The 20,005-nt window shown below is 74.5% G+C and carries 12 protein-coding genes; 2 read left to right on the plus strand and 10 right to left on the minus strand.

The genetic code is table 11. The annotated features are described in order from the left end of the window. Nucleotides 1–107 precede the first annotated feature (107 nt). The 6 genes from OG223_RS01020 to OG223_RS01045 form a co-directional block, all read right to left on the minus strand. Entirely contained in the window at nucleotides 108–788 is a 681-nt protein-coding gene (locus OG223_RS01020) for a ScbR family autoregulator-binding transcription factor (protein ID WP_329240986.1), read from the minus strand. 258 nt (nucleotides 789–1,046) lie between these two features. After that, nucleotides 1,047–3,374 carry a (Fe-S)-binding protein gene (locus tag OG223_RS01025; RefSeq protein WP_329240988.1) on the minus strand — a complete coding sequence of 776 codons (2,328 nt, stop codon included), beginning with the start codon at nucleotides 3,372–3,374 and terminating at the stop codon, nucleotides 1,047–1,049. 144 nt (nucleotides 3,375–3,518) lie between these two features. Beyond that, the gene (locus OG223_RS01030) at nucleotides 3,519–4,490 is read right to left on the minus strand and encodes an AfsR/SARP family transcriptional regulator (protein ID WP_329240991.1); all 972 of its coding nucleotides are present in this window, start codon (nucleotides 4,488–4,490) and stop codon (nucleotides 3,519–3,521) included. A 436-nt stretch (nucleotides 4,491–4,926) separates the two neighbouring features. Beyond that, the gene (locus OG223_RS01035) at nucleotides 4,927–6,459 is read right to left on the minus strand and encodes an acyl-CoA carboxylase subunit beta (RefSeq protein ID WP_443073826.1); all 1,533 of its coding nucleotides are present in this window, start codon (nucleotides 6,457–6,459) and stop codon (nucleotides 4,927–4,929) included. Nucleotides 6,460–7,160: 701 nt separating this feature from the next. Beyond that, nucleotides 7,161–8,363 (minus strand): IS110 family transposase, encoded by a 1,203-nt coding sequence (locus OG223_RS01040; RefSeq protein WP_329240994.1) that lies wholly within the window; start codon nucleotides 8,361–8,363, stop codon nucleotides 7,161–7,163. A gap of 1,075 nt (nucleotides 8,364–9,438) precedes the next feature. Then, the gene (locus tag OG223_RS01045) at nucleotides 9,439–10,320 is read right to left on the minus strand and encodes an NAD(P)H-binding protein (RefSeq protein WP_329265071.1); all 882 of its coding nucleotides are present in this window, start codon (nucleotides 10,318–10,320) and stop codon (nucleotides 9,439–9,441) included. A 472-nt stretch (nucleotides 10,321–10,792) separates the two neighbouring features. Here OG223_RS01045 and OG223_RS01050 point away from each other — a divergent pair, with 472 nt between their 5' ends. Continuing rightward, nucleotides 10,793–11,455: a ScbR family autoregulator-binding transcription factor gene (locus tag OG223_RS01050; RefSeq protein WP_329240996.1), complete on the plus strand. Its 663-nt coding sequence runs from the start codon at nucleotides 10,793–10,795 to the stop codon at nucleotides 11,453–11,455. On the opposite strand, the gene OG223_RS01055 is transcribed toward OG223_RS01050, so the two are convergent. The 4 genes from OG223_RS01055 to OG223_RS01070 form a co-directional block, all read right to left on the minus strand. After that, nucleotides 11,448–13,274, minus strand: coding sequence for an FAD-dependent monooxygenase (locus OG223_RS01055; protein ID WP_329240999.1), 1,827 nt, complete (start codon nucleotides 13,272–13,274; stop codon nucleotides 11,448–11,450). The genes OG223_RS01050 and OG223_RS01055 overlap by 8 nt on opposite strands. A 1,011-nt stretch (nucleotides 13,275–14,285) precedes the next feature. Further along, complete coding sequence (locus OG223_RS01060; RefSeq protein WP_329241001.1) at nucleotides 14,286–15,170, minus strand: AfsR/SARP family transcriptional regulator; 885 nt, start codon at nucleotides 15,168–15,170, stop codon at nucleotides 14,286–14,288. Nucleotides 15,171–15,857: 687 nt separating this feature from the next. Next, entirely contained in the window at nucleotides 15,858–16,481 is a 624-nt protein-coding gene (locus tag OG223_RS01065) for a ScbR family autoregulator-binding transcription factor (RefSeq protein WP_329241004.1), read from the minus strand. 912 nt (nucleotides 16,482–17,393) lie between these two features. Then, nucleotides 17,394–17,612 (minus strand): acyl-CoA carboxylase epsilon subunit, encoded by a 219-nt coding sequence (locus OG223_RS01070; protein WP_329241007.1) that lies wholly within the window; start codon nucleotides 17,610–17,612, stop codon nucleotides 17,394–17,396. A 505-nt stretch (nucleotides 17,613–18,117) separates the two neighbouring features. On the opposite strand from OG223_RS01070, the gene OG223_RS01075 reads away from it, so the two are divergent. Continuing rightward, the gene (locus tag OG223_RS01075) at nucleotides 18,118–19,368 is read left to right on the plus strand and encodes a ScbA/BarX family gamma-butyrolactone biosynthesis protein (RefSeq protein ID WP_329241010.1); all 1,251 of its coding nucleotides are present in this window, start codon (nucleotides 18,118–18,120) and stop codon (nucleotides 19,366–19,368) included. Nucleotides 19,369–20,005 lie beyond the last annotated feature (637 nt).

Raw genomic sequence — 20,005 nt, forward strand, 5'->3', positions numbered from 1 at the left:
ATTCCGGGGCGGGTCGGGGAGCGCAGGGCCGGCGGCCGGAGGCGTCGGCGGGCGGCTGTTGTGCCGTCTCCGCCAGCCTGCCCGGCGGGCCGGGGGCGGCTCTGCTGTCACCGCCCGGTGGACGGTGTCCGTGCCCGGGCCGCTGCGGCGCCGGGCGGGCCGGTGCCGGAGGACACCAGCGTGCCCAGCTCCCGCCGGTGGGCGAGACGCGGCAGCAGCACCTCCCACAGCCGGGTGACGTTGTGCCGCCGCAGCCAGGAGGCGTCCGCCGCGCCGAGGACCTGCAGGCCCACGGTCGCGGCGACGACGACCCGGGCGGCGTCCGCCCCGGACACCCCCGGCGCGAGCGCGCCGCCGTGCCCGAGGCGGCGCAGGCTGTCCTCGACCCAGTGCTGCCACTGCGCACGCGGGCCCGGACCGGCGTGCGGGGACGGGGCGGGACGTGCGGCGCTGTCGCCGGCGAGCTGGAAACCGGCGCGGACCACGACATCCCGCGCCAGGGCGTCCATCAGGCCGTGGGTGGCGTCCACCACCGCCTGCAGGGACTCGCCCTGCCGCCGGCCGGCCGCCCCGGTGATCTCGGACACCGCCACGGCGGCCTGCGCCTCGACCGCCTCGGCGAGCATGTTCTTGTTGGCGAAGTGGAAGTGCAGCGCCCCGTTGCTGACCCCGGCCCGCGCGCTGATGGCGGCCAGCGACGCGGGGGCGAAACCGGCCTCGGCGAACACCTCGGACGCGGCCTCGATCAGCGAACGCCGCGTGCGTGCGGCCCGCTCCTGCTTGACCATGTGCTGCCTCCTGGGCACCGGGACGTCGGCCTCCCCCGCCCCCTTCCGCGCACAGACCCGGCACGGAAGGCCGCCGTACACGCGAAGCCGCAGGCCGGCACGGGCACGGCGGGGCAGGAACCGCACCCGACAGACTAACAAACCGCATAAGCGGTTTCATATATGCGGGCACGAAGCAGGCACGAACATCGCTGGTCAACGGCTGGGGGGCCGCCACAGGCGGCCCCCGCTCGTCCCCGGACACTCCCCCCGCCACCCCTACACGGCGGACTCCGGCTCCACGGCACCCTCCGGGACATCCGGACCGCCCGGACCGGCCATGCCGGCCATGCCTGCCATGCCTGCCGGGCCTGCCGGGCCTGCCGGGGTTTTGACGGAGTCGAGGAGCAGCTGGGCGACGTCGAGGACCTGGATGGATTCCTTGGCGGTGCCGTCGTTCTTCTTGCCGTTGACGGAGTCGGTGAGCATGACGAGGCAGAAGGGGCAGGCCGTGGAGACGATGTCGGGGTTCAGGGAGAGGGCTTCGTCGACGCGTTCGTTGTTGATGCGTTTGCCGATGCGTTCTTCCATCCACATGCGGGCGCCGCCGGCGCCGCAGCAGAAGCCGCGTTCCCTGTGGCGGTGCATCTCCTCGTTGCGCAGGCCCGGGACGCTGGCGATGATCTCGCGCGGGGGTGTGTAGATCTTGTTGTGGCGGCCCAGGTAGCAGGGGTCGTGGTAGGTGATGATGCCCTCGACCGGCGTCACCGGGACCAGCCTGCCCGCATCCACGAGGTGCTGGAGGAGCTGGGTGTGGTGGATGACCTCGTAGTCGCCGCCGAGCTGCGGGTACTCGTTGCCGATGGTGTTGAGGCAGTGCGGGCAGGTCGCGACGATCTTCTTCGCCGACTTCGGCTTCGCCGACTCCGCGACGACCTTGCCGTCGTCGTCGAGTTCCTCGCCGAACGCCGTGTTCAGGGCCATGACGTTCTCCATGCCCAGTTCCTGGAACAGCGGCTCGTTGCCGAGCCTCCGTGCCGAGTCGCCGGTGCACTTCTCGTCACCGCCCATGATCGCGAACGTCACGCCCGCGATGTGGAGGAGTTCCGCGAAGGCCTTCGTGGTCTTCTTGGCGCGGTCCTCCAGGGCGCCGGCGCAGCCGACCCAGTACAGGTACTCGACCTCGGTGAGGTCCTCGATGTCGCGGCCGACGACCGGGATGTCGAAGGGGACCTCCTTGAGCCATTCCAGGCGCTGCTTCTTCGCCAGGCCCCAGGGGTTGCCCTTCTTCTCCAGGTTCTTCAGCATCGTGCCGGCCTCGGAGGGGAACGCGGACTCGATCATCACCTGGTAGCGGCGCATGTCGACGATGTGGTCGACGTGCTCGATGTCCACCGGGCACTGCTCGACGCAGGCGCCGCAGGTGGTGCAGGACCACAGGACGTCCGGGTCGATGACCCCGTTCTCCTCCGCCGTGCCGACCAGCGGGCGTTCGGCCTCCGCCAGGGCCGCGGCGGGGACTCCGGCGAGCTGTTCCGCGGTGGCTTTCTCCTCGCCCTCCATGGACTTGCCGCCGCCCGCGAGCAGGTAGGGGGCCTTGGCGTGCGCGTGGTCCCGCAAGGACATGATCAGCAGCTTGGGGGAGAGCGGCTTGCCGGTGTTCCAGGCCGGGCACTGCGACTGGCAGCGCCCGCACTCCGTGCAGGTGGAGAAGTCCAGGAGGCCCTTCCAGGAGAACTGCTCGACCTGCGAGACACCGAACACGTCGTCGTCACCCGGGTCGGTGAAGTCGATCGGCTCGCCGCCCGACGTCATCGGCAGCAGCGCACCCAGGGACGTCTCACCGGTCGCGTTGCGCTTGAACCAGATGTTCGGGAACGCCAGGAAACGGTGCCAGGCGATACCCATGTCGGTGTTCAGCGAGACGGTGATCATCCACACGTAGGAGGTGGTGATCTTCAGGCAGGCGAAGAGGTAGACGAGGTTGCGCAGGGTGGCGGGGTCCATCTCCCGGAACCGGGCGACCAGCGGGTAGGAGACGAAGAAGGAGGCCTCGTAGCCGTCGACGTGGTGCAGGGCGCCCTCCAGCGCGTGCAGCACCACGATGCACACGCTCACGATGACGATGACGGCCTCGACGAAGTACGCCTGGCCGGAGCTGGAGCCCGCGAAGCGGGACTTGCGGCCCGGCCGGCCCGGCCTGCCGAGCTGGCGGACCGCGATCAGGACCAGAATGCCCAGGGCGGTCATCGTGCCGAGGAACTCGACGAGGACGTTGTAGGGCGTCCACTCGCCGATCACCGGCAGCAGCCAGTCCGGCCGGAAGAGCTGGCCGGTGGCGTTGACGAGGGTGATGAGCAGGGCGTAGAAGCCGACCGCCACGAACCAGTGCGCCGCGCCGATGACGCCCCAGCGGTTCATCCGGGTGTGGGCGGCGAACTCCCTGGCCAGCGTGACGGTGCGCCGCCAGGGATCGGCGGTGCGCCGGCCCGCGGGCACGTCCTGGCCCAGCCGGACGAAGCGGAGGATCCGTAAGAGGGCACGGCCGAACAGGGCGAAGCCGGCCCCGGTCAGGGCCAGCGACACGATGATCGCGACGAGTTGCATGAAGGGGCTCCTCGAACCGGCGAAAAATCGGTTACCAGTCGGTAACTTAGGTGTTCCGTCCGAGGCTACCCACTCCCCGTGCCGCGCCGCAGCCGCAATCGCGCCACCGTGCCCGCCGGCAGCTCCCGCCGCCGGCGGGCCGCTTCACACGGGACGGACGCCGGCGCGGGCGCGGGCGGCGGGCAGCGCGAGGACGGCGGGCGCCCGCGACGGGGCGGGCGGCGGGGTCTCGGGGGCGGCCACCAGGATCGACTGCTGCAGCCGGCGCAGCCGGGGCGAGGGCTCAAGGCCCAGGTCCCGCACCAGGGTGGTGCGCAGCCGGTGGTAGACGTCGAGGGCCTCGCCGCGCCGGCCGGAGCGGTGCAGGGCCAGCATGAACTGGGCGTGCAGGTTCTCGTGGGTGGCGTAGCGGCTGGTCAGCACGGTGAGTTCGGCGAGGAGCTCGCGGTGGCGGCCCAGCCGCAGGTCGGCCTCGATGCGCTGGTCCAGCGCGCACAGCCGGCTCTCCTCCAGCCGCCTGGCCTCCGTCTCCAGCCGGGCCCCGGCGGGCACGCCGGCGAAGGCCGGGCCGGTCCACAGCAGGAGCGCCTCGCCCAGCAGGCGGGAGGCGTCCTTGTGCTCGCCGGCGTCCATCGCGCGGTAGCCCAGCCCCGCGAGGCGTTCGAACTCCCGCACGTCGCTGGTCCCGCCGCCGGAGACGAGCAGGTACCCGCCGGGCACGGTGGCCAGCACGTCCTTGGCACCGCGCCGCACGGACCCGGCAGGCGAAGCCGACGGACCGGACGGGACGGACGGGACGGGCAGGCCGGACGAGGGGGGCGGGGCGGCGGACGCCGGGCCGAAGCCGGGGCCCGCGCCGATGCCGGTGTCGGGGCCGGGGCTGCGCAGGGCGAGGGTGATGAGTTCGCGCAGTTGCAGGACGTAGGTCTGCAGAGTGGTGCGCACGCTGCGCGGCGGGCGGCCCGACCACAGTTCGTCGACCAGGGCCGCCACCGGCACCACCCGGTCGGCGTGCAGTGCCAGCAGGGCCAGGACCTGCCGCGGCTTCGGCGCGGTCGGAGCGATCGACACCCCGTTCTCCCTGACATCCAATGTGCCCAGTACGTCGATCTGCACGCCGTCGCCCCCTCGGTGGGTGTGTGCCGTCATCCGGTACCCCGAGTACAAAACAGTCCGGACGGTTTGTCAATACCAAACCGCTTGCGCTGTTTTGATGCATCGTGCAGCCGGACCGGCACCACTCCCCCGGCAGTACCCCGCGAGCCGCCGACGATCCGGCGCCGGGCCGCCGATGGACCGTCGGTGAGCTGCGGATTCTCCCGGACCGGGGTTCTCCGGGCCGGGGCGGCGGGCCGGGGTGCCGGCCGGGTGCGGGGCGGGCCGCCGCGCCGGAGGGGGCCGTCGCACGGTTGCGGCGGGCACTCCCGGACGCCGCACGGACGCCGTGCGGATGCTGCGCGGGCGCCGTCGGACGCCGTAAACAGACCGATCGTGCTGTTCACGGGGGGGGTGCTGCCCGGAGGGACCCCCGGGGGCGGGGCGGGGGCGGGGGTCACTGCGGGGGGTTGCCGTGTTTGCGGGAGGGCAGGTCGGCGTGCTTGCTGTGGAGCATGGCGAGGGAGCGGATGAGGACCTCGCGGGTGGCGGCGGGGTCGATGACGTCGTCGACCAGGCCGCGCTCGGCGGCGTAGTAGGGGTGCATCAGCTCGGCCCGGTACTCCTTGACCAGTTTCTGCCGCATCGCCTCGGGGTCGGCGGCCTCGGCGATGCGGCGGCGGAAGATGACGCCGGCGGCGCCCTCGGCGCCCATCACGGCGATCTCGTTGGCGGGCCAGGCGTAGGTGAGGTCGGCGCCGGTGGCCTGGCTGTCCATGACGATGTAGGCACCGCCGTAGGCCTTGCGCAGGACGAGCGAGATGCGCGGCACGGTGGCGTTGCAGTAGGCGTAGAGGAGTTTCGCGCCGTGGCGGATGATGCCGCCGTGCTCCTGGTCGACGCCGGGCAGGAAGCCGGGCACGTCCAGGAGGGTGACGAGCGGGATGTTGAAGGCGTCGCACAACTGCACGAACCGGGCGGCCTTCTCGCTGGCCCCGATGTCCAGGACGCCGGCGAGGGTCTGCGGCTGGTTGGCGACGATGCCGACGACCTGGCCGTCCAGGCGGGCCAGCGCGCAGACGATGTTGCGGGCCCAGCGCTCGTGGACCTCCAGGTACTCGCCGTCGTCGACGATCTCCTCGATGACGGCGGTCATGTCGTAGGGGCGGCTGCCGTCCGCCGGGACGTGGCTGAGCAGCATCTCGCCGCGCCGGCCGGCCGGGTCGGCGGTGCGCACCCGCGGGGGTGCCTCCCGGTTGTTCTGCGGGAGCATCGACAGCAGGTAGCGGACCTCGGCGAGGCAGGTCTCCTCGTCGTCGTAGGCGAAGTGGCACACGCCGCTCGTCTCGGCGTGGACGTCCGCGCCGCCCAGGCCGTTCTGGGTGATCTCCTCGCCGGTGACCGCCCTGACGACGTCGGGGCCGGTGATGAACATCTGCGAGGTCCCGCGGACCATGAACACGAAGTCGGTCAGCGCCGGGCTGTAGGCGGCGCCGCCGGCGCACGGGCCGAGCATCACGGAGATCTGCGGGATGACGCCGGAGGCCCGGGTGTTGCGCTGGAAGATGCCGCCGTAGCCGGCCAGCGCGGAGACGCCCTCCTGGATACGGGCGCCGGCGCCGTCGTTCAGCGACACCAGCGGGGCGCCGGCCGCCAGCGCCATGTCCATGATCTTGTGGATCTTCGTGGCGTGGGCCTCGCCCAGCGCCCCGCCGAAGATCCGGAAGTCGTGCGCGTACACGAACACGGTGCGGCCCTCGACCGTGCCCCAGCCGGTGATCACACCGTCCGTGTACGGCTTGCGCGCCTCCAGCCCGAACCCGGTCGCCCGGTGCCGGCGCAACTGCTCGACCTCCTGGAAGGAACCCTCGTCCAGCAGCAGGTCGATGCGTTCCCGGGCGGTCAGCTTGCCCTTGGCGTGCTGCGCCGCCGTCGCCTTCTCGCTCGGCCCGGCCATCGCCTGGGCCCTGATCGCGTGCAGCTCCGCCACGTGCGCGTGCATGCCGCCCGGCCCTGCCGTGAGCGGCGCGAACGCCGCCGCCGTCGCCGCCGGGGTCGCCGTCGGGGTCGTGGTCGCCGCGGTCGTCATCGTCATCCCTGGTCCGTTTCCGGGACAGCCGGGAGGAGGAGAGGAGATCCGCCCCGGTCCCATCGAGAGCGGAAGCAACCGTCCATGAGGTTTCCTCTCCTGCGGGTGCAAGGCCCCTCGGGGCGCGGTGGACACGGCCCCGTGCCGGGCGGCCGCGGCAAAGTCCCGCGGCCGCCGTGCCGCCCCGCGCGTGCGGGGCGGCACGGCGGGGCTGTGAGGTGCCCGGCCGCGGGGGCGGGAGGGGCGGTGACCGGGGCGGGAGCGGCCGGCACGGGCGCCGGGCCCGGCGGGTCGCGCCGCCCTACGGTGTCCGCCGTTTCCCCGGTCCGGCCCCTGACTCCTCTCCTCGCGGCCCACGGCCATCGTCGGCCGGACCACTGGAGAAGCGCTGAGGGATCGCTTGAGGACCGGTCGGGGTGCGCCTGAGACGGCAGTGCTCCGGGGAGGGGTGGGATGGCGGACTGCCGGGGGGGCGGACTGCCGGAGGGGATGGCGGCTCCGGGTGAGGGGCGGGCGTGGGTCGTGGTGGCGTGCTCAGGGGGCGGGGCGGAAGCCCGGGGCAGGGGGCGGGGAGGTCTCGGGGGGTGCCTCTATGTCTTTCGTCAAGCGAGGCGTGGGGTTCTGGGTTCGTAGAAGGTGCCGTCGCGGAGCATCGCGAACAGGACGTTGATGCGTTGGCGGGCGAGGCGGAGGAGGGCTTGTGTGTGGGTTTTCCCTCGGGCCCGGCATTTGTCGTAGTAGGTGCGGGAGGCGGGATCGTGCAGGGCGGCGAACGCGGAGAGGAACATCGCGCGTTTGAGTTGCCGGTTGCCGCCTCGTGGCGCGTGTTCGCCGTGGATGGAGGTGCCCGACGACGTCGTGGTCGGGGCGAGGCCGGCGTAGGAGGCCAGGTGGGCGGAGGTGGGGAAACTGGTGCCGTCGCCGACGGTGACCAGCAGGGTGGCGGCGGTCCTGACGCCGACGCCGGGCAGCGACGTCAGGACCTTCGAAAGAGGGTGATCCTCCAGCAGGACTGTGATCTGGGCTTCTGTGGCCCGGCGTTGTTCGTGGACGGCTCCGAGCGAGCGGGCCAGGGAGGGGATCACGATGTCGAGGGTGCCGGTGCCGGGAACGACGACGGTCTGTTCGTCGAGTGCGTCGAAGACGTCGTCGATCAGCCGCTGGGCCATCCTGGGGGCCTTGGGCCGGATCACCTCAACCAGCTTGCGGCGTCCGGCTTTTCGCAGAGCGGCAGGGGATCCGTAGCGTTCCAGCAGCCAGGTCACAGCCTGATGGTCCAGACGCGGTCCCAGGACCCGCTCGAGGCTGGGGTGGAACTGGGTGAGCAGGCCGCGGATCCGGTTGGAGGTGCGGGTGGCCTCGGCCGCCAGATCCTGGTCGAAGCCGACGAGGACCGTGAGTTCGGCGGTGATCTCGTCGGTCGCCTCCAGCGAGCGCAGTGTGTGCGGCAGGGTGCGGGCGGCGTCGGCGATCACGGCCGCGTCGCGGGCGTCGGTTTTGGCCTCGCCCGGGTAGAGATCGGCGATCCGCCGCATCGACAGGCCCGGCAGGTAGGCGACCTTGCAGCCGGCATCCCGGGCCACCGTCAGTGGCAGGGCGCCGATGGAGGCGGGCTGGTCGACGATCACCAGGACGGTGCCGAACTTGGCCTTCAGCTTCTCGAAGACGTCCCGCAGTTTCGGCTCGGTGTTGGGCAGGGGTTTGTCGAAGACCTTCTTGCCGGCCGGGGTGAGTCCGTGTCCGTGATGGGTGCTCTTGCCGACGTCCAGGCCGAGGATGACGCCTATGTCGTCGTTGTCGTTCACGCCGTCCTCCCGAACGGATGTCGTGCGTGCTGGCCGGGGCGTTGGCGTCGTATGCGCGCATCCACGTTATGCAGACCTGCCGCCCGCGTACTGCCGGGCATTGCGCCAGGCCGGGCGGTAGTCGGACCTCTCATCAGCGTCTCCAACGGCGCCTCCCGGGCCCGGTGGCACCACCCCCCAGGTCATCGGTTCGACAGGGGGGAACAGCCATGCCGGGCCCGGAGGCCAGCGGTCCCATTGCGGAACCGCGAAGAAGATAACGGGGGAGCCTGGGGGTGCGGGAACCGGGGCTCCTGCGGACAAGCGGGGCGTGGTGCGGGGGCGGTCGTCTCCGGGGCCGTACACGGGCGGGAAGCAGGCGGAGGCACAGGGCAGGAATCGGGGCGGAGACCTCGAGGAGAGGCTGGGGACGCCGCGGCGGGCGGGCGGGGCGTCGTGCGCGGGCGGCCGCTTCCGGGGCCGTACACGGGCGGGAAGCAGGCGGAGGCCAGAGGCGGGTACCGGCGCAGAGACCCCGAGGGCAGGGCCGGGGGCGCGGCTGCGGACGGGCGGACCCATACGGCGGTGGCCGTCTCCGGGGCCGTAGTGGGCCGCTGTTCCCCGGGAGGGAAGGTGTCTCTTGGGCGTTCGGTCGGGGAGCGGACCGGGTGGGTGTGTCTTCGGTGTCCGGTGCGGCGCCGTTCCGGGCGGGCGGCCCGCTCCGGCCGCGGGTGCCTTGTGTGTCGTACGACTGCTGCCCGCCTTCCGGCACGCGCAGCGCCCCCGCCTCCTCCCACCCTCCTCCGACTCCCCTCCCACTGCCCTCTCCTTTCCTGCGCGGCGGGGCTGGGGAGGGGTGCCGTGTGTGCTGCTCTCCGCCGTGCCGTATCGCCGTGGTGGTACGGGAGTCGGCCCGCCGGGCAGGTGTCGGTCCGGTGGGAGGCCCTGCCCGGGGGCCGCGGGAGGAGAGAGAGGTTCGGGGGCAGGGGAGGTCGCGGTCGCGGGGCCGGGACTCCGTGGTGCCGGGGCCGGGCTTCCCCGGGCCTGCCGGAGGGGGCGGATCGGGGGGGCCGGTTCCGTGTCCGGGGGGCGGGTGTTACGGCGTCTGTGGGTGGGGGCCGGGTTCGTCCGGGGGCGGGGTGAAGGCTTCGAGGTGGTCCCGGGCCCAGGTCCGGAAGGAGCGGGCCGGGTGGCCGGTCAGGGTGCGGACGGTGTCCTCGACGTGGGCCTTGGCGCCGGCCCGCTGGCGTTCCGCGCTCGCCAGGAGGGCTTCGACGACCGGGGGCGGGTAGCGTCCGCTCAGCGCGGCGCGGGCCTGATCAGGGGTCAGTTCCTGAAAGCGCAGCGGGATGCCGAGCAGCCGGCCCAGCTCGCGGGTCTGGCCGGCGGCGGTCAGGGCCTGCGGTCCGGTCAGGGTGTAGGCGCGTCCGGCGTGGCCGTCCTCGGTCAGGGCCCGTACCGCGACCTCGGCGATGTCGCGGGGGTCCACGCAGGCGTTGGGCGAGGTCCCGTACAGCGCGCGGACGGTGCGCTCGCGGCGGACGGGGGCCGCCCAGGACAGGGAGTTGGACATGAACGCGCGCGGGCGCAGCAGGGTCCACTGCAGGCCGCAGCCGCGCAGCAGGTCCTCGTTCGCGCGCTGCCGGCGGGTGAGGAGGTCGTCGGCCCCGGGGTCCAGGACGGCCGCCGCGGAGAGTTTCACCACCCGCCGCACCCCGGCCTTCACCGCGGCCGCGACGAAGGCCGCGTCGTCGCCGCCGTCGACGCGGGCGGTGACCAGGAACGCCGTGCGCACACCGTGCAGGGCCCCGGCCAGCGACGGCGGGTCGGTGTAGTCCCCGGCGACCGTCTCCGCCCCCGGGAAGACCCCCGCGGCCTTCGCCGGGTCCCTGGTCATGACCCGCACCCGCAGGCCCGCGGGCAGGGCGCGGACCACTTCCCCTCCCACCGTCCCCGTCGCGCCCGTCACCAGGACCACCGGGTCCCGGCCGCGCCCGGCCCGCGGCAGCGCCCGCCGCCCGTCCTCACCCATGCCCCACCACCCGTCCCTCCCCCGCCCCTTCCGCCCCCGCCCGTCTCTCCCTCTCCCTCATCCGCTCCCGCATCGCCTTGTCCCCTCTCCCTTTCCTCATTTCTTTTCCCCTTTCTCCTTTCTCCCGCGTTCCTCCGCGCCCGCGCCCCTTCCGCTGCCCGTCCCGTCCTCTTCCACGGGTTCTTTCCGCAGGTTCTTTCCGCGGGTTCTTTTTACGGCTGTTCGCCGCGCGTTATCCGGTTTCTTCCGGTTTCCCGGCCGGCGGGTCTGCCGGGCGGGGGCGGGCCGGGGTCCGGGGGCGGTGCGGTGTGTGCGGGGTGTTCGGTCTGCCGGGGCGGGGCCGGACACGATAAGATTCGGACTGGACGGTTTTTATTGGGCCTTCGGGCCCGTCGGACACGGAGGACCGGGGGCGGCGATGCAGGACCGGGCGATCCTCACCCGCCAGGCGATCCTCGCCGCGGCGGCCGGGGTCTTCGAGGAACGCGGCTACCGGGCCGCGACGATCAGCGAGATCCTCGCCCGGGCGGGGGTGACCCGCGGTGCGCTCTACTTCCATTTCCCCTCCAAGGAGGATCTGGCGGAGGGGGTGATCCGCGAGCAGGACGGCCGGCTGCCCGCGGTGGGCCCCGAGTGCGCCGTCCAGCAACTGGTGGACACCGTGGTCCTGCACGCCCACCGGCTGCGCACCGACCCGGTGGTCCGGGCCGGTGCGCGGCTCGCGCTCGACCAGCAGGCCGAGGGGCTCGACCGCGGCGGATCCTTCCGGCGCTGGGGCGAGGTCGGCACCGGCCTGCTGGAACAGGCGCGGGAGCGCGGCGAGCTGCTGCCGCACGTGGTGCCGGCCCAGACCGCGGGCGTCCTGGTGGGGGCCTTCGCCGGAATCCAGGCCCTCTCCCGGTCCCTGTCCGGCTACCAGGACCTGCCGCGCCGGGTCACCGGCCTGCTGCGGCACGTGCTGCCGTCCGTCGTGATCCCCCCGGTGCTGGCCGCGGTGGACCTCTCCGAGACCAGGGGCGCCCGGGTCCAGGAGCAGCTCCACGACACGGTCGGCGTGCCGGGGCAGGCCCCCCTCACCTGACCGCGCCCGGCGCCGCATCCCCCGCCCCCGCCCCCACTCCGGCCACCACACCCGCACCCGCACCCGCATCCGTGTCCGTGTCCGCATCCGTGTCCGTGTCCGTGTCCGTGTCCGCACCTGTGTCCCGCCGCCGCGTCGCGGTGCCGGCGGCCGCCCCGCTCCCGGTGGCGGGGGCCGTCCCGGTGGCGGGGGTGTCCGGCTGCTCCTGTTCCCGGCCGGCGTCCCGGCGGAAGTAGGCGCCGAGGGCGGGGGCGAGGGGGCCGGCGCCGGCCGCCCAGGCGACGTATCCGTCCGGCCGCACCAGGACCGCCCCGCCCGGCAGGGCGGCCGGCCCCTGGACCCGCACCACCCGCAGCAGCCCGGCCCACGGCCGTGCCTGCGCCTCCCAGCGGCCGCCGCCGTCCGCGTCGGACAGCAGGAGCAGCGGCCGGCCGGCGGCCAGCAGGCCGATCACGTCGGTGCGGCCCTGCCCGGTGGCCAGTTCGGTGTTGGGCAGGAACCGTCCCTCCCAGGGCGAGGGATCGGGGGCGCGCGCGGGCAGCACCGTGTCCTGGGCGCTGACCATCGAGGCCAGCACCCCGCCCTCGCCCTCCCCGCCCCGTGCCAGCAGCTCGCCGAACAGGGTGCGCAGCGGGTCCAGGCCGGCGTCCGGGCGCATCAGGGCGAGCTGGGCGCGGGTGTTGTCGATGACCCGCTGCGCGGCGGGGCGGCGTTCCAGGTCGTAGGTGTCCAGCAGGCCCGGCGCCGCGGCGCCGCGGACGGCCAGGGCCAGTTTCCAGCCGAGGTTGAGGGCGTCCAGCACACCCGCGCTCAAGCCCTGGCCGCCGATCGGGAAGTGGACATGGGCCGCGTCCCCCGCCAGCAGGATCCGCCCCGCACGGTAGGAGCGGGTGATACGGCTGAAGTCGCTGAACCGGCTCAGCCAGCGCGCCCGCCCCATCGCGACCTCCCGCCCGGTGATCCAGGCGACCTCCCGGCGCAGTTCCTCCAGGGTGGGCGGCACCTGCCGCCCGCGGTGCGCACCCGAGCAGTTGAGGGTCCGCAGACGGACCGCACCGGACGGCACACCCCCGCCCCCCGCGACGCCGCCCCCGGCCTCCCCGACGGCCTCGGCCCCCGTGACGGCCCCGGTCTCCATAGCGGCCCCGGTCTGCGTGACGGCCTGAGGCTCCGTGACGTTCTTGACGACGATCCAGCCGCGTTCGGTGCGGTGCCAGCCCGGGCGCAGGGCGCCGGGCTCCTCCAGGAGTACGTCGCCGGCCAGCGCGGAGACCGTGGCCGGGTAGCTGCGGCAGGCGAAGCCCGCCTGCTCGCGCACCGTGCTGCGCGCCCCGTCCGCGCCCACCGCGTAACGGGCCGTGCAGGTCACCGCCCCCCGGCGCCCCTGGGCCGTGACCCGTACCCCCTCCGGCCCCTGGCGCACTCCGGTCACCCGCAGGCCGCGCAGGATCACCACACCGGCCGCCCGCGCCCGCATCTCGAAATGCCGTTCCAACTGCTCCTGCTCGCACTTGAGGACCGGCGGCGGCTCCAGGGCCGGCGCGCACATGTCCAGCCCGGGCATCCCCGCGAAATGGAACCCGCAGCGCGTCGCCGCCGGCGCCGCCCGCCCCCCGGGCAGGCCGGCCAGATGCCCTCGCCGCACCAGGCTCTGCACCGCCCGGGCGTGCAGCGTGGTCGCCTTGGGCCGGGCCGACACCCCGCCCCGCTCCTCCACCACCACCGTGCGCACCCCGTACCCCGCCAGCTCACACGCCACCAGCAGCCCCACCGGCCCCCCGCCCACGACCACCACCTGCGCCCGCACGTCACCCGACATCCCCGGCCTCCCCCATCTCGTCCCGGACCACGCCCTCCCAGCACCGCACCCGCCGCCGACGGAACACCGAAACCCGGAACCGGAGGACACCGGCGAGCACCGGAGCACACCGGGAGACCGGAACACCGGAGCACCGTGCGAAGACGGAAGCAGGGCGCAGGGGCCGAGACGGCGACGGCGACGGAGGGGGAGGGCGGAGGCGGGAGGAGGCGGACGGCATCCCGCGCCGCACCGTGCTCTGCGCGGCACGGCCTCTCCCCCTCCGCCCTCCCCTTCTCCCGCCTTCAGCCTGCCTGTCAGTTCTGCCTCTGCCAGCCCTCTTACGGCTTCTCGCGGCTTCTTCCGGCGCGGCCCGGCACAGGTTCTGCGGGGCCGGGCGGACCGTCCCAGGGGTGCGGACGCCGCCAAAATATACCGGGTGGACGGTTCTTTGCAATGGGGTCCGGAGAACCGTCCGGGAGAGGAGCGGGGAGGGCGTCGCGGGAGAGGCGGGCACGGGCCGGGGCCCGCGTCCGGGACGGCGGCCGTCCGCGCGCCGGGGCGGGCAGCAGTGCGACGGGGGCGCCTGCCGGAGGGCGGGGACTCTTCCCTCCGGGGCATGCGGTGCGGGGGCATGTGCGGTCCGGGGGCATGCAGTCCGGTGGGCGGACGAGTCCGGTGGGCGGACGGCTCCCGGGGCGGGCGGACCGGGCCGGTACCCGGGAAGAGGAGGGCGGGCTGGTGCAGGGAGGACAGCCCCCCGGGGGGGCCGGCACCGGGAGGACACCCCCAGGGGGACGGGACGGCGCCCGGGACCAGGCTCCGGGGGCCGGAGCCGGGCGCCGCAGCCGGGGAGTCGAGGGCCAGGAGTCGGAAGCCGGGATTCGGAGCCGGAACCAGGACCCGGGGGCCAGGACCCGGGAAGCCGGGGGCCGGGAGCCGGGGGCGCAACCGAGGGCGCCCGCCGGGCCAGGCCGGGCGGGCGGGCCGGGGCACGCGGGTCGGGCCGGGCGGGCGGTGAGCCGGGTGAGGTCAGGCCGGGCGGGCGGTGAGCCGGGGGGCCGTGCCGGCGGCGGGGGCGGTCACGGGGGCGCTGTCGGGGCGGGCGGTCAGGATGGAGCGCTGCAGGCGGCCCAGCGGCGCGGAGGGCTCCAGGCCCAGTTCCGCGACGAGGGTGGAGCGCAGCCGCTGGTAGACGTCCAGGGCCTCGCCGCGCCGGCCCGCGCGGTGCAGCGCCACCATGAACTGGCCGTGCAGGCTCTCGTGCATCCGGTGCTGGTTGACCAGCACCGTCAGCTCCGGCAGCAGCTCGCGGTGGCGGCCCAGGCGCAGGTCGGCGTCGATGCGCTGGTCCAGCGCGCACAGCCGGGCCTCCTCCAGCCGGCGGGCCTCCATGCCGATCTGGCTGCCGGCCTGCAGACCGGTCAGCGCCGGCCCGCTCCACAGCTCCAGCGCGCCGGCCAGCCGGCGGGCCGCTCCCGCGTAGTCCTCCGCGTCCATCGCCCGGTAACCGGTCCCCGCACGGCGCCCGAACTCCCGGTGGTCGACCGTGCCGCCCCGGGTGCGCAGCCGGTAGCCGCCCGGCACGGTGGCCAGAACATCCTTGGCCCCCAGCCGCCCACCACCCCCAGCGCCCTCGCCCCCGCCTTCCCGCTCCCCCGCCTGCGGCCGCCGCCCCGGCGCGGCCAGCGCCGCGCCGATCAGCTCGCGCAACTGCAGGACGTAGGTCTGCAGGGTGGTGCGCGCACTGCGCCGCGGCATCGCCCCCCACAGCTCCTCGACCAGCGCGGCCACCGGCACCACCTGATCGGCGCGCAGGGCCAGCAGGCCCAGCACCCGCCGCGGCTTCGGCGCCGTCGGCACGACCGACACACCGTTCTCACGCACCGCCAGCGCACCCAGCACTTCGATGTCCACACTCAACTCCCCCACGAGGCCGCCACGACAGCAGGCACACGGCCCCGCACTCCGGGACCGCCCGACGCCCGGGCCGGCACGGCACCCGAACCCCTCGATAAAAAAACAGCATGGACGGTTTGTCAATGTGCGGGGGGCATACCGCCCCCGGGAACGCACAGATCCGGCCACCCCCGCACCCGCCGGAAGCACGGGCAGGACACGCACGGGACACGCCGGCAGGACAGGGGCGCGGCACGGGCGGACCGCCCGGCCGGGAGCCGGCGCGGGACACGGAGCACCGGATGCCGGGCCAGGTGTGCGGGGGATGCCGGGCGGGGGGATGTGCGGGGTGAGGGGATGTGCGGGGTGGGCGTGCGCCGCGCGTGGGGGGTGCGGGGTGTTCAGGGCGTACGGGGGTTGCGCGGGGCGGGGGCGTCCGTCCCGGCCTTCGGCCGCGCTCTCCGCCGTACGGCGGACCCCGGTCCGCAGCCGGCGCCCTCCCCGGGGGTGCCGACGGGGCATCCCCAGGGGGGCGGGGGGCGGGGTGTGCGGCCGGAAGTGTGCTGCCCGTTCCGGCCGTGCGGCGGATCACCGGAAGAAGGCGAGCCGGGCAAGCAGAGGCGGGACGGGGCGGGCCGGGGCGGGCCGGGGCCGGGTGGGTGAAGGGAGGGAGGGAAGGAGGGAGGGAGGGGGTGGCCGGGCGGTCTAGGGGCGGGGGGTGGTGCCGGCGGTGTCGAGGGCGGCGTGCAGTGCCACCGGGGCGAGCGTGGGCAGCAGCAGCCGCCAGAACTGGGCGATCACGGGCCGCGACAGCCACGCCGTGTCCCGCGCGCCGAGCACCTCGAACCCCACCGTCGCGGCCACCACCGCGCTCACCACCCCCGCGGGCGCGACCCCCCGGCGCAGTTCGCCGCCCCGCCCGGCCAGGTGCACCGCCTCCCCCACCCACCCCTGCCACAGCGCACGCAGATCCGCACACGGCACCCGGGTCATGTCACCGCCGAGCCGGAACCCCGCCCGCAGCACCACGTCCTCACGCAGCCGCCCGGCCAGCCGGTGCGTCACGTCGATGAGATGCTGCAGCGGCCCCGCCTCCTCACCCGCCACCCGCCCGGTCAGCACCCGCAGGGTGTCCGCCGCGGACTCCTCCACCGCGTCCGCCAGCTCCGCCTTGCCCGCGAAATGGAAGTGCAGCGCCCCGCTGCTCACCCCCGCCCCCGCACTGATCACCGCCAGCGACGCGGTGGCAAACCCCTGACCGGCGAAACTCTCCGCCGCCGACCGCACCAGGGCCTCCCGGGTACGCGCCGCACGCTCCTGCTTGACCATCCAACACTCCGTCACCGAACCGAGAACACCAAAGGGAAACCCCACACCCGCCACACCCGCCGGCCCGCGGGAAAGAGCAGGAACGGACGGACACACCGGCATACCGCCCCCTGCATCCGCCCGGCAGGGACACACCGCCGCCGGACACCGGACACCGGGCGGAAGACAGCCGGACCGCAGGCCGAAGACAGAAAAGACGGACGCCGTACGCACAGCGGCGCAGCCGGCGACAGCACCGGACAGACCGCACCCGGCCCCCGGGCACCACGACGCCGGACACCCAACGCCCGGCCACCCGGGCGCCCGGCCACCGCGGCACGCGGACCCCCCGCGGGCAGACCCCGCGCGCCGCACCGCAGGCCGGCACCCCGCAGCACACCCGGCAGGCCCGCCACCACCGGACAACATCCAGCACCAGCGGGCCGCCCCGAGCCCGGACAGGACCCCCACCCCGCCGGGCGCCGGGCCCGGCCGTGGCGGGGCGCGCCGTGCCGGACACCGGGCCGGGCGCACCACGCACCGCGCCACCACCCGGCACCGGACCACCAACAGCACCGCCCGCCCGCACCCGGGACAGTCCGCACCGCCGGAAGCCGCCAGAACACCCCGCACCCCCGGGAACCGCAGCGCGCCGTGCCGTGGGGCGCCGGAAGACTCCACGACCGACCGACCGACCGACCGACCGGTGCGGGCGGTGCGGGCGGTGCGGGCGGGTGCCGGTGTCCTCCCGGGGCACGGCGGACGCCCGCACCGGCCGGCGGGACAGGACGCCGGCAACCCTTCACGGCGTACCCCTCCCCCACCGCGCGGCCGGACGATGCCACCCCACCGTAACAAACCGCATGCGTGGTTTACATGAGGGGGCGGGAAACGCACCCACCGAACCGGCCACCCCGGCAGCCCGCCGGGCCGTCACCGCCAGGCACGGGGCGGCCGGTAGACCGCACCCGCCCGCCCCCGGTGCCACGCCTGACCCCGCACCCGGCCGCCGTCTCCGCCACCGTCGCCGCCGTCGCCGCCGTCGTCCGCGCGGGCGGCCAGCACCGCGCACAGCACGGCGCACAGCGCCGCCAGCTCCTCCCGGCTCGCCCGCCCGCGCTCCACCCGGAAAACACTCTCCGCGCTGCTCACCCGGCCCGCACTCCCTTCTTCCCGACGTGCGGCCACCCTGCGCCGGCGCACTGGAGGACCACTCCCGCCCCGCTCGAGAACCACCCCGCACCGCCCCCGCCGCAACCGGTCCGGGATGCCCCCGCACCCCGCCCCGGCCGGCCGCCGCCCGCCGCGCCGCACCGCGCACACCACCGGCCCCCCGAAGCCCGGCGCCACGCCCCCCGGCACGGTTCCGGCCATCCGGCACGGAGCGGCCCCCTCCGCATTTCGTGCCCCCGGAAGCCCCGATACCCCTAGAAAGAAAACCGAGTGGTATGTATCTTCTGGTCCGGAGACCGCGTCACACCGCACCGCACGGCACCGCACGAGTGCACCGCACCGCCGCACCACGCTGCCGCACCGCCCTGCACGACACGGCACCGCACGCCCCACCCCGCCCCACCCCGTCCCGTCGCGTACGGCGGGACACCGCGGGGCACCGCACCTCACCCGATCCGTCCCGATCCCGGCCCCAGGGGGAACCATGTCCGCACCCACATTCCACACCCACCGCCCGGCCCGCACCACGGCACCCGCCCCGCAGGACACCGCACCACCAGCCACACCCGCACACACCCCGGACACCGCACCACCCGCCCCGCACACCACGCACACCACGCACACCACGCACACCACGCACACCACGGGCACCACGGGCACCACGGGCACCACGGGCACCACGGGCACCGGACCGTCCACGAACACCACCCGCACCGCAATGCCCGCAGGCACCGCGGACACAAGGAGCACCGGGATGCCCGCGGGCGCCGGGGACAGGATGTCCGCGGGTGCCGCGGGTGCCGCGGGTGCCGGGGTGTCAGCGGGCCAGGACGCCTTCGGTCACCTCTCCCTGACCCGGACCGTCCCCAAGGAGTTCGTCCACCGCGCCTCCGTCGCCGAGGTCCTGCTCACCGACTGGCACCGCACCGGCCAGGACCGCTTCACCGTCAGCGCCCAATGGCCCCGCGCCCACTCCTTCTTCACCCCCATCAACGGCCGCCACGACCCCCTCATCGCCGCAGAAACCATCCGCCAGAGCGGACTCCTCCTCGCCCACACCGAATACGGCGTCCCCCTCGACCACAACTTCGTCATGCACGACCTCACCCTCACCCTCGACCCCGCGCACCTCCACGTCGGCCCCGCACCCGCCGCCCTCACCATCGACGTCACCTGCTCCGACATCACCCGCCGCCGCGGCCGCACCGCCGCCCTGCGCTACACCAGCACCCTGCGCCGCGACGGCCACACCCTCGCCCGCGCCGACGCCTCCTGCACCTGCACACCCCCCGCCGTCTACAGGCGCCTCCGCGGCAACCGCACCCACACCACCCCCCTCCCCCTCACCGCCCCCACCGCACCCCAGACCGTCGGCCGCACCTCCCCCACCGACGTCGTCCTCACCCCCACCCCCCACCCCCACACCTGGCAACTCCGCACCGACACCCGCCACCCCGTCCTCTTCGACCACCCCGTCGACCACATCCCCGGCATGGTCCTCCTCGAAGCCGCCCGCCAAGCCACCACCGCCCACCTCGGCCACCCCACCCTCCCCCTCACCCTCACCACCACCTTCACCAACTACGCCGAACTCGACACCCCCTGCCACCTCCAAACCCACCCCACCCCCACACCCACCACCACCCGCCCCACCCCCCACCAGACCATCCACATCACCTGCCACCAGAACAACCGCCCCGTCTTCCACTCCACCATCACCACCACCACCCCCTAACACCCCCGCCACCACCCCCACCACACCCCCGGCCGACCCCGCACCCCACCCCCACCGGGACCAGCACGACCACACCCCCACAGGCCACCACCCCCGCCAACCACACCCCCACCGGCCACCACGCCACGGACCGAACCGAAAACCCCGCCCCGGACCGACACCGGACACCCACGCCACCGGACAGTCCGCCCCGCCACCGGACACACCCACGGACACCACGACACGCCCCGGGGCCTTCCCGCCCGCACCACCGCGCCCGCCCCCGAACCGCACCCCCGCCGAACACCGCCGACCGCCCGGCCGGGAAAACCCGCCGGCCGCGAACCGGACCCCGAACAGCACCCCCCTCAGACCCCACCACCCCACACACCCACCGCCCGGCCAGCACCACACCCCCGCCCGGCCGGCCACCACACCCCGGACCACCAGCACAACGGCCCACCACAAACCACCCGGCACCACCCGGCACCCCCACCCGCCGGACAGAACACCCCCACCCACACCCACCGGCCGGACCACAGAAACAAACCCGCCCGGCAACCGAACCCACCCCTACAACAAAAAACCCACCCCACACAAAACAATCAGACACAGATGCGGACAAATCGCCGCAAAAAATGTGGGTTCACCCGCAGAA

The sequence above is a fragment of the Streptomyces sp. NBC_01478 genome (assembly GCF_036227225.1).
Taxonomy (GTDB): domain Bacteria; phylum Actinomycetota; class Actinomycetes; order Streptomycetales; family Streptomycetaceae; genus Streptomyces.

Coding starts and splice junctions, on each gene's coding strand:
- OG223_RS01020 (WP_329240986.1), bottom strand. CDS start 788: ATGGTCAAGCAGGAGCGGGCCGCACGCACGCGGCGTTCGCTGATCGAG.
- OG223_RS01025 (WP_329240988.1), bottom strand. CDS start 3,374: ATGCAACTCGTCGCGATCATCGTGTCGCTGGCCCTGACCGGGGCCGGC.
- OG223_RS01050 (WP_329240996.1), top strand. CDS start 10,793: ATGCAGGACCGGGCGATCCTCACCCGCCAGGCGATCCTCGCCGCGGCG.
- OG223_RS01055 (WP_329240999.1), bottom strand. CDS start 13,274: ATGTCGGGTGACGTGCGGGCGCAGGTGGTGGTCGTGGGCGGGGGGCCG.
- OG223_RS01065 (WP_329241004.1), bottom strand. CDS start 16,481: ATGGTCAAGCAGGAGCGTGCGGCGCGTACCCGGGAGGCCCTGGTGCGG.
- OG223_RS01075 (WP_329241010.1), top strand. CDS start 18,118: ATGTCCGCACCCACATTCCACACCCACCGCCCGGCCCGCACCACGGCA.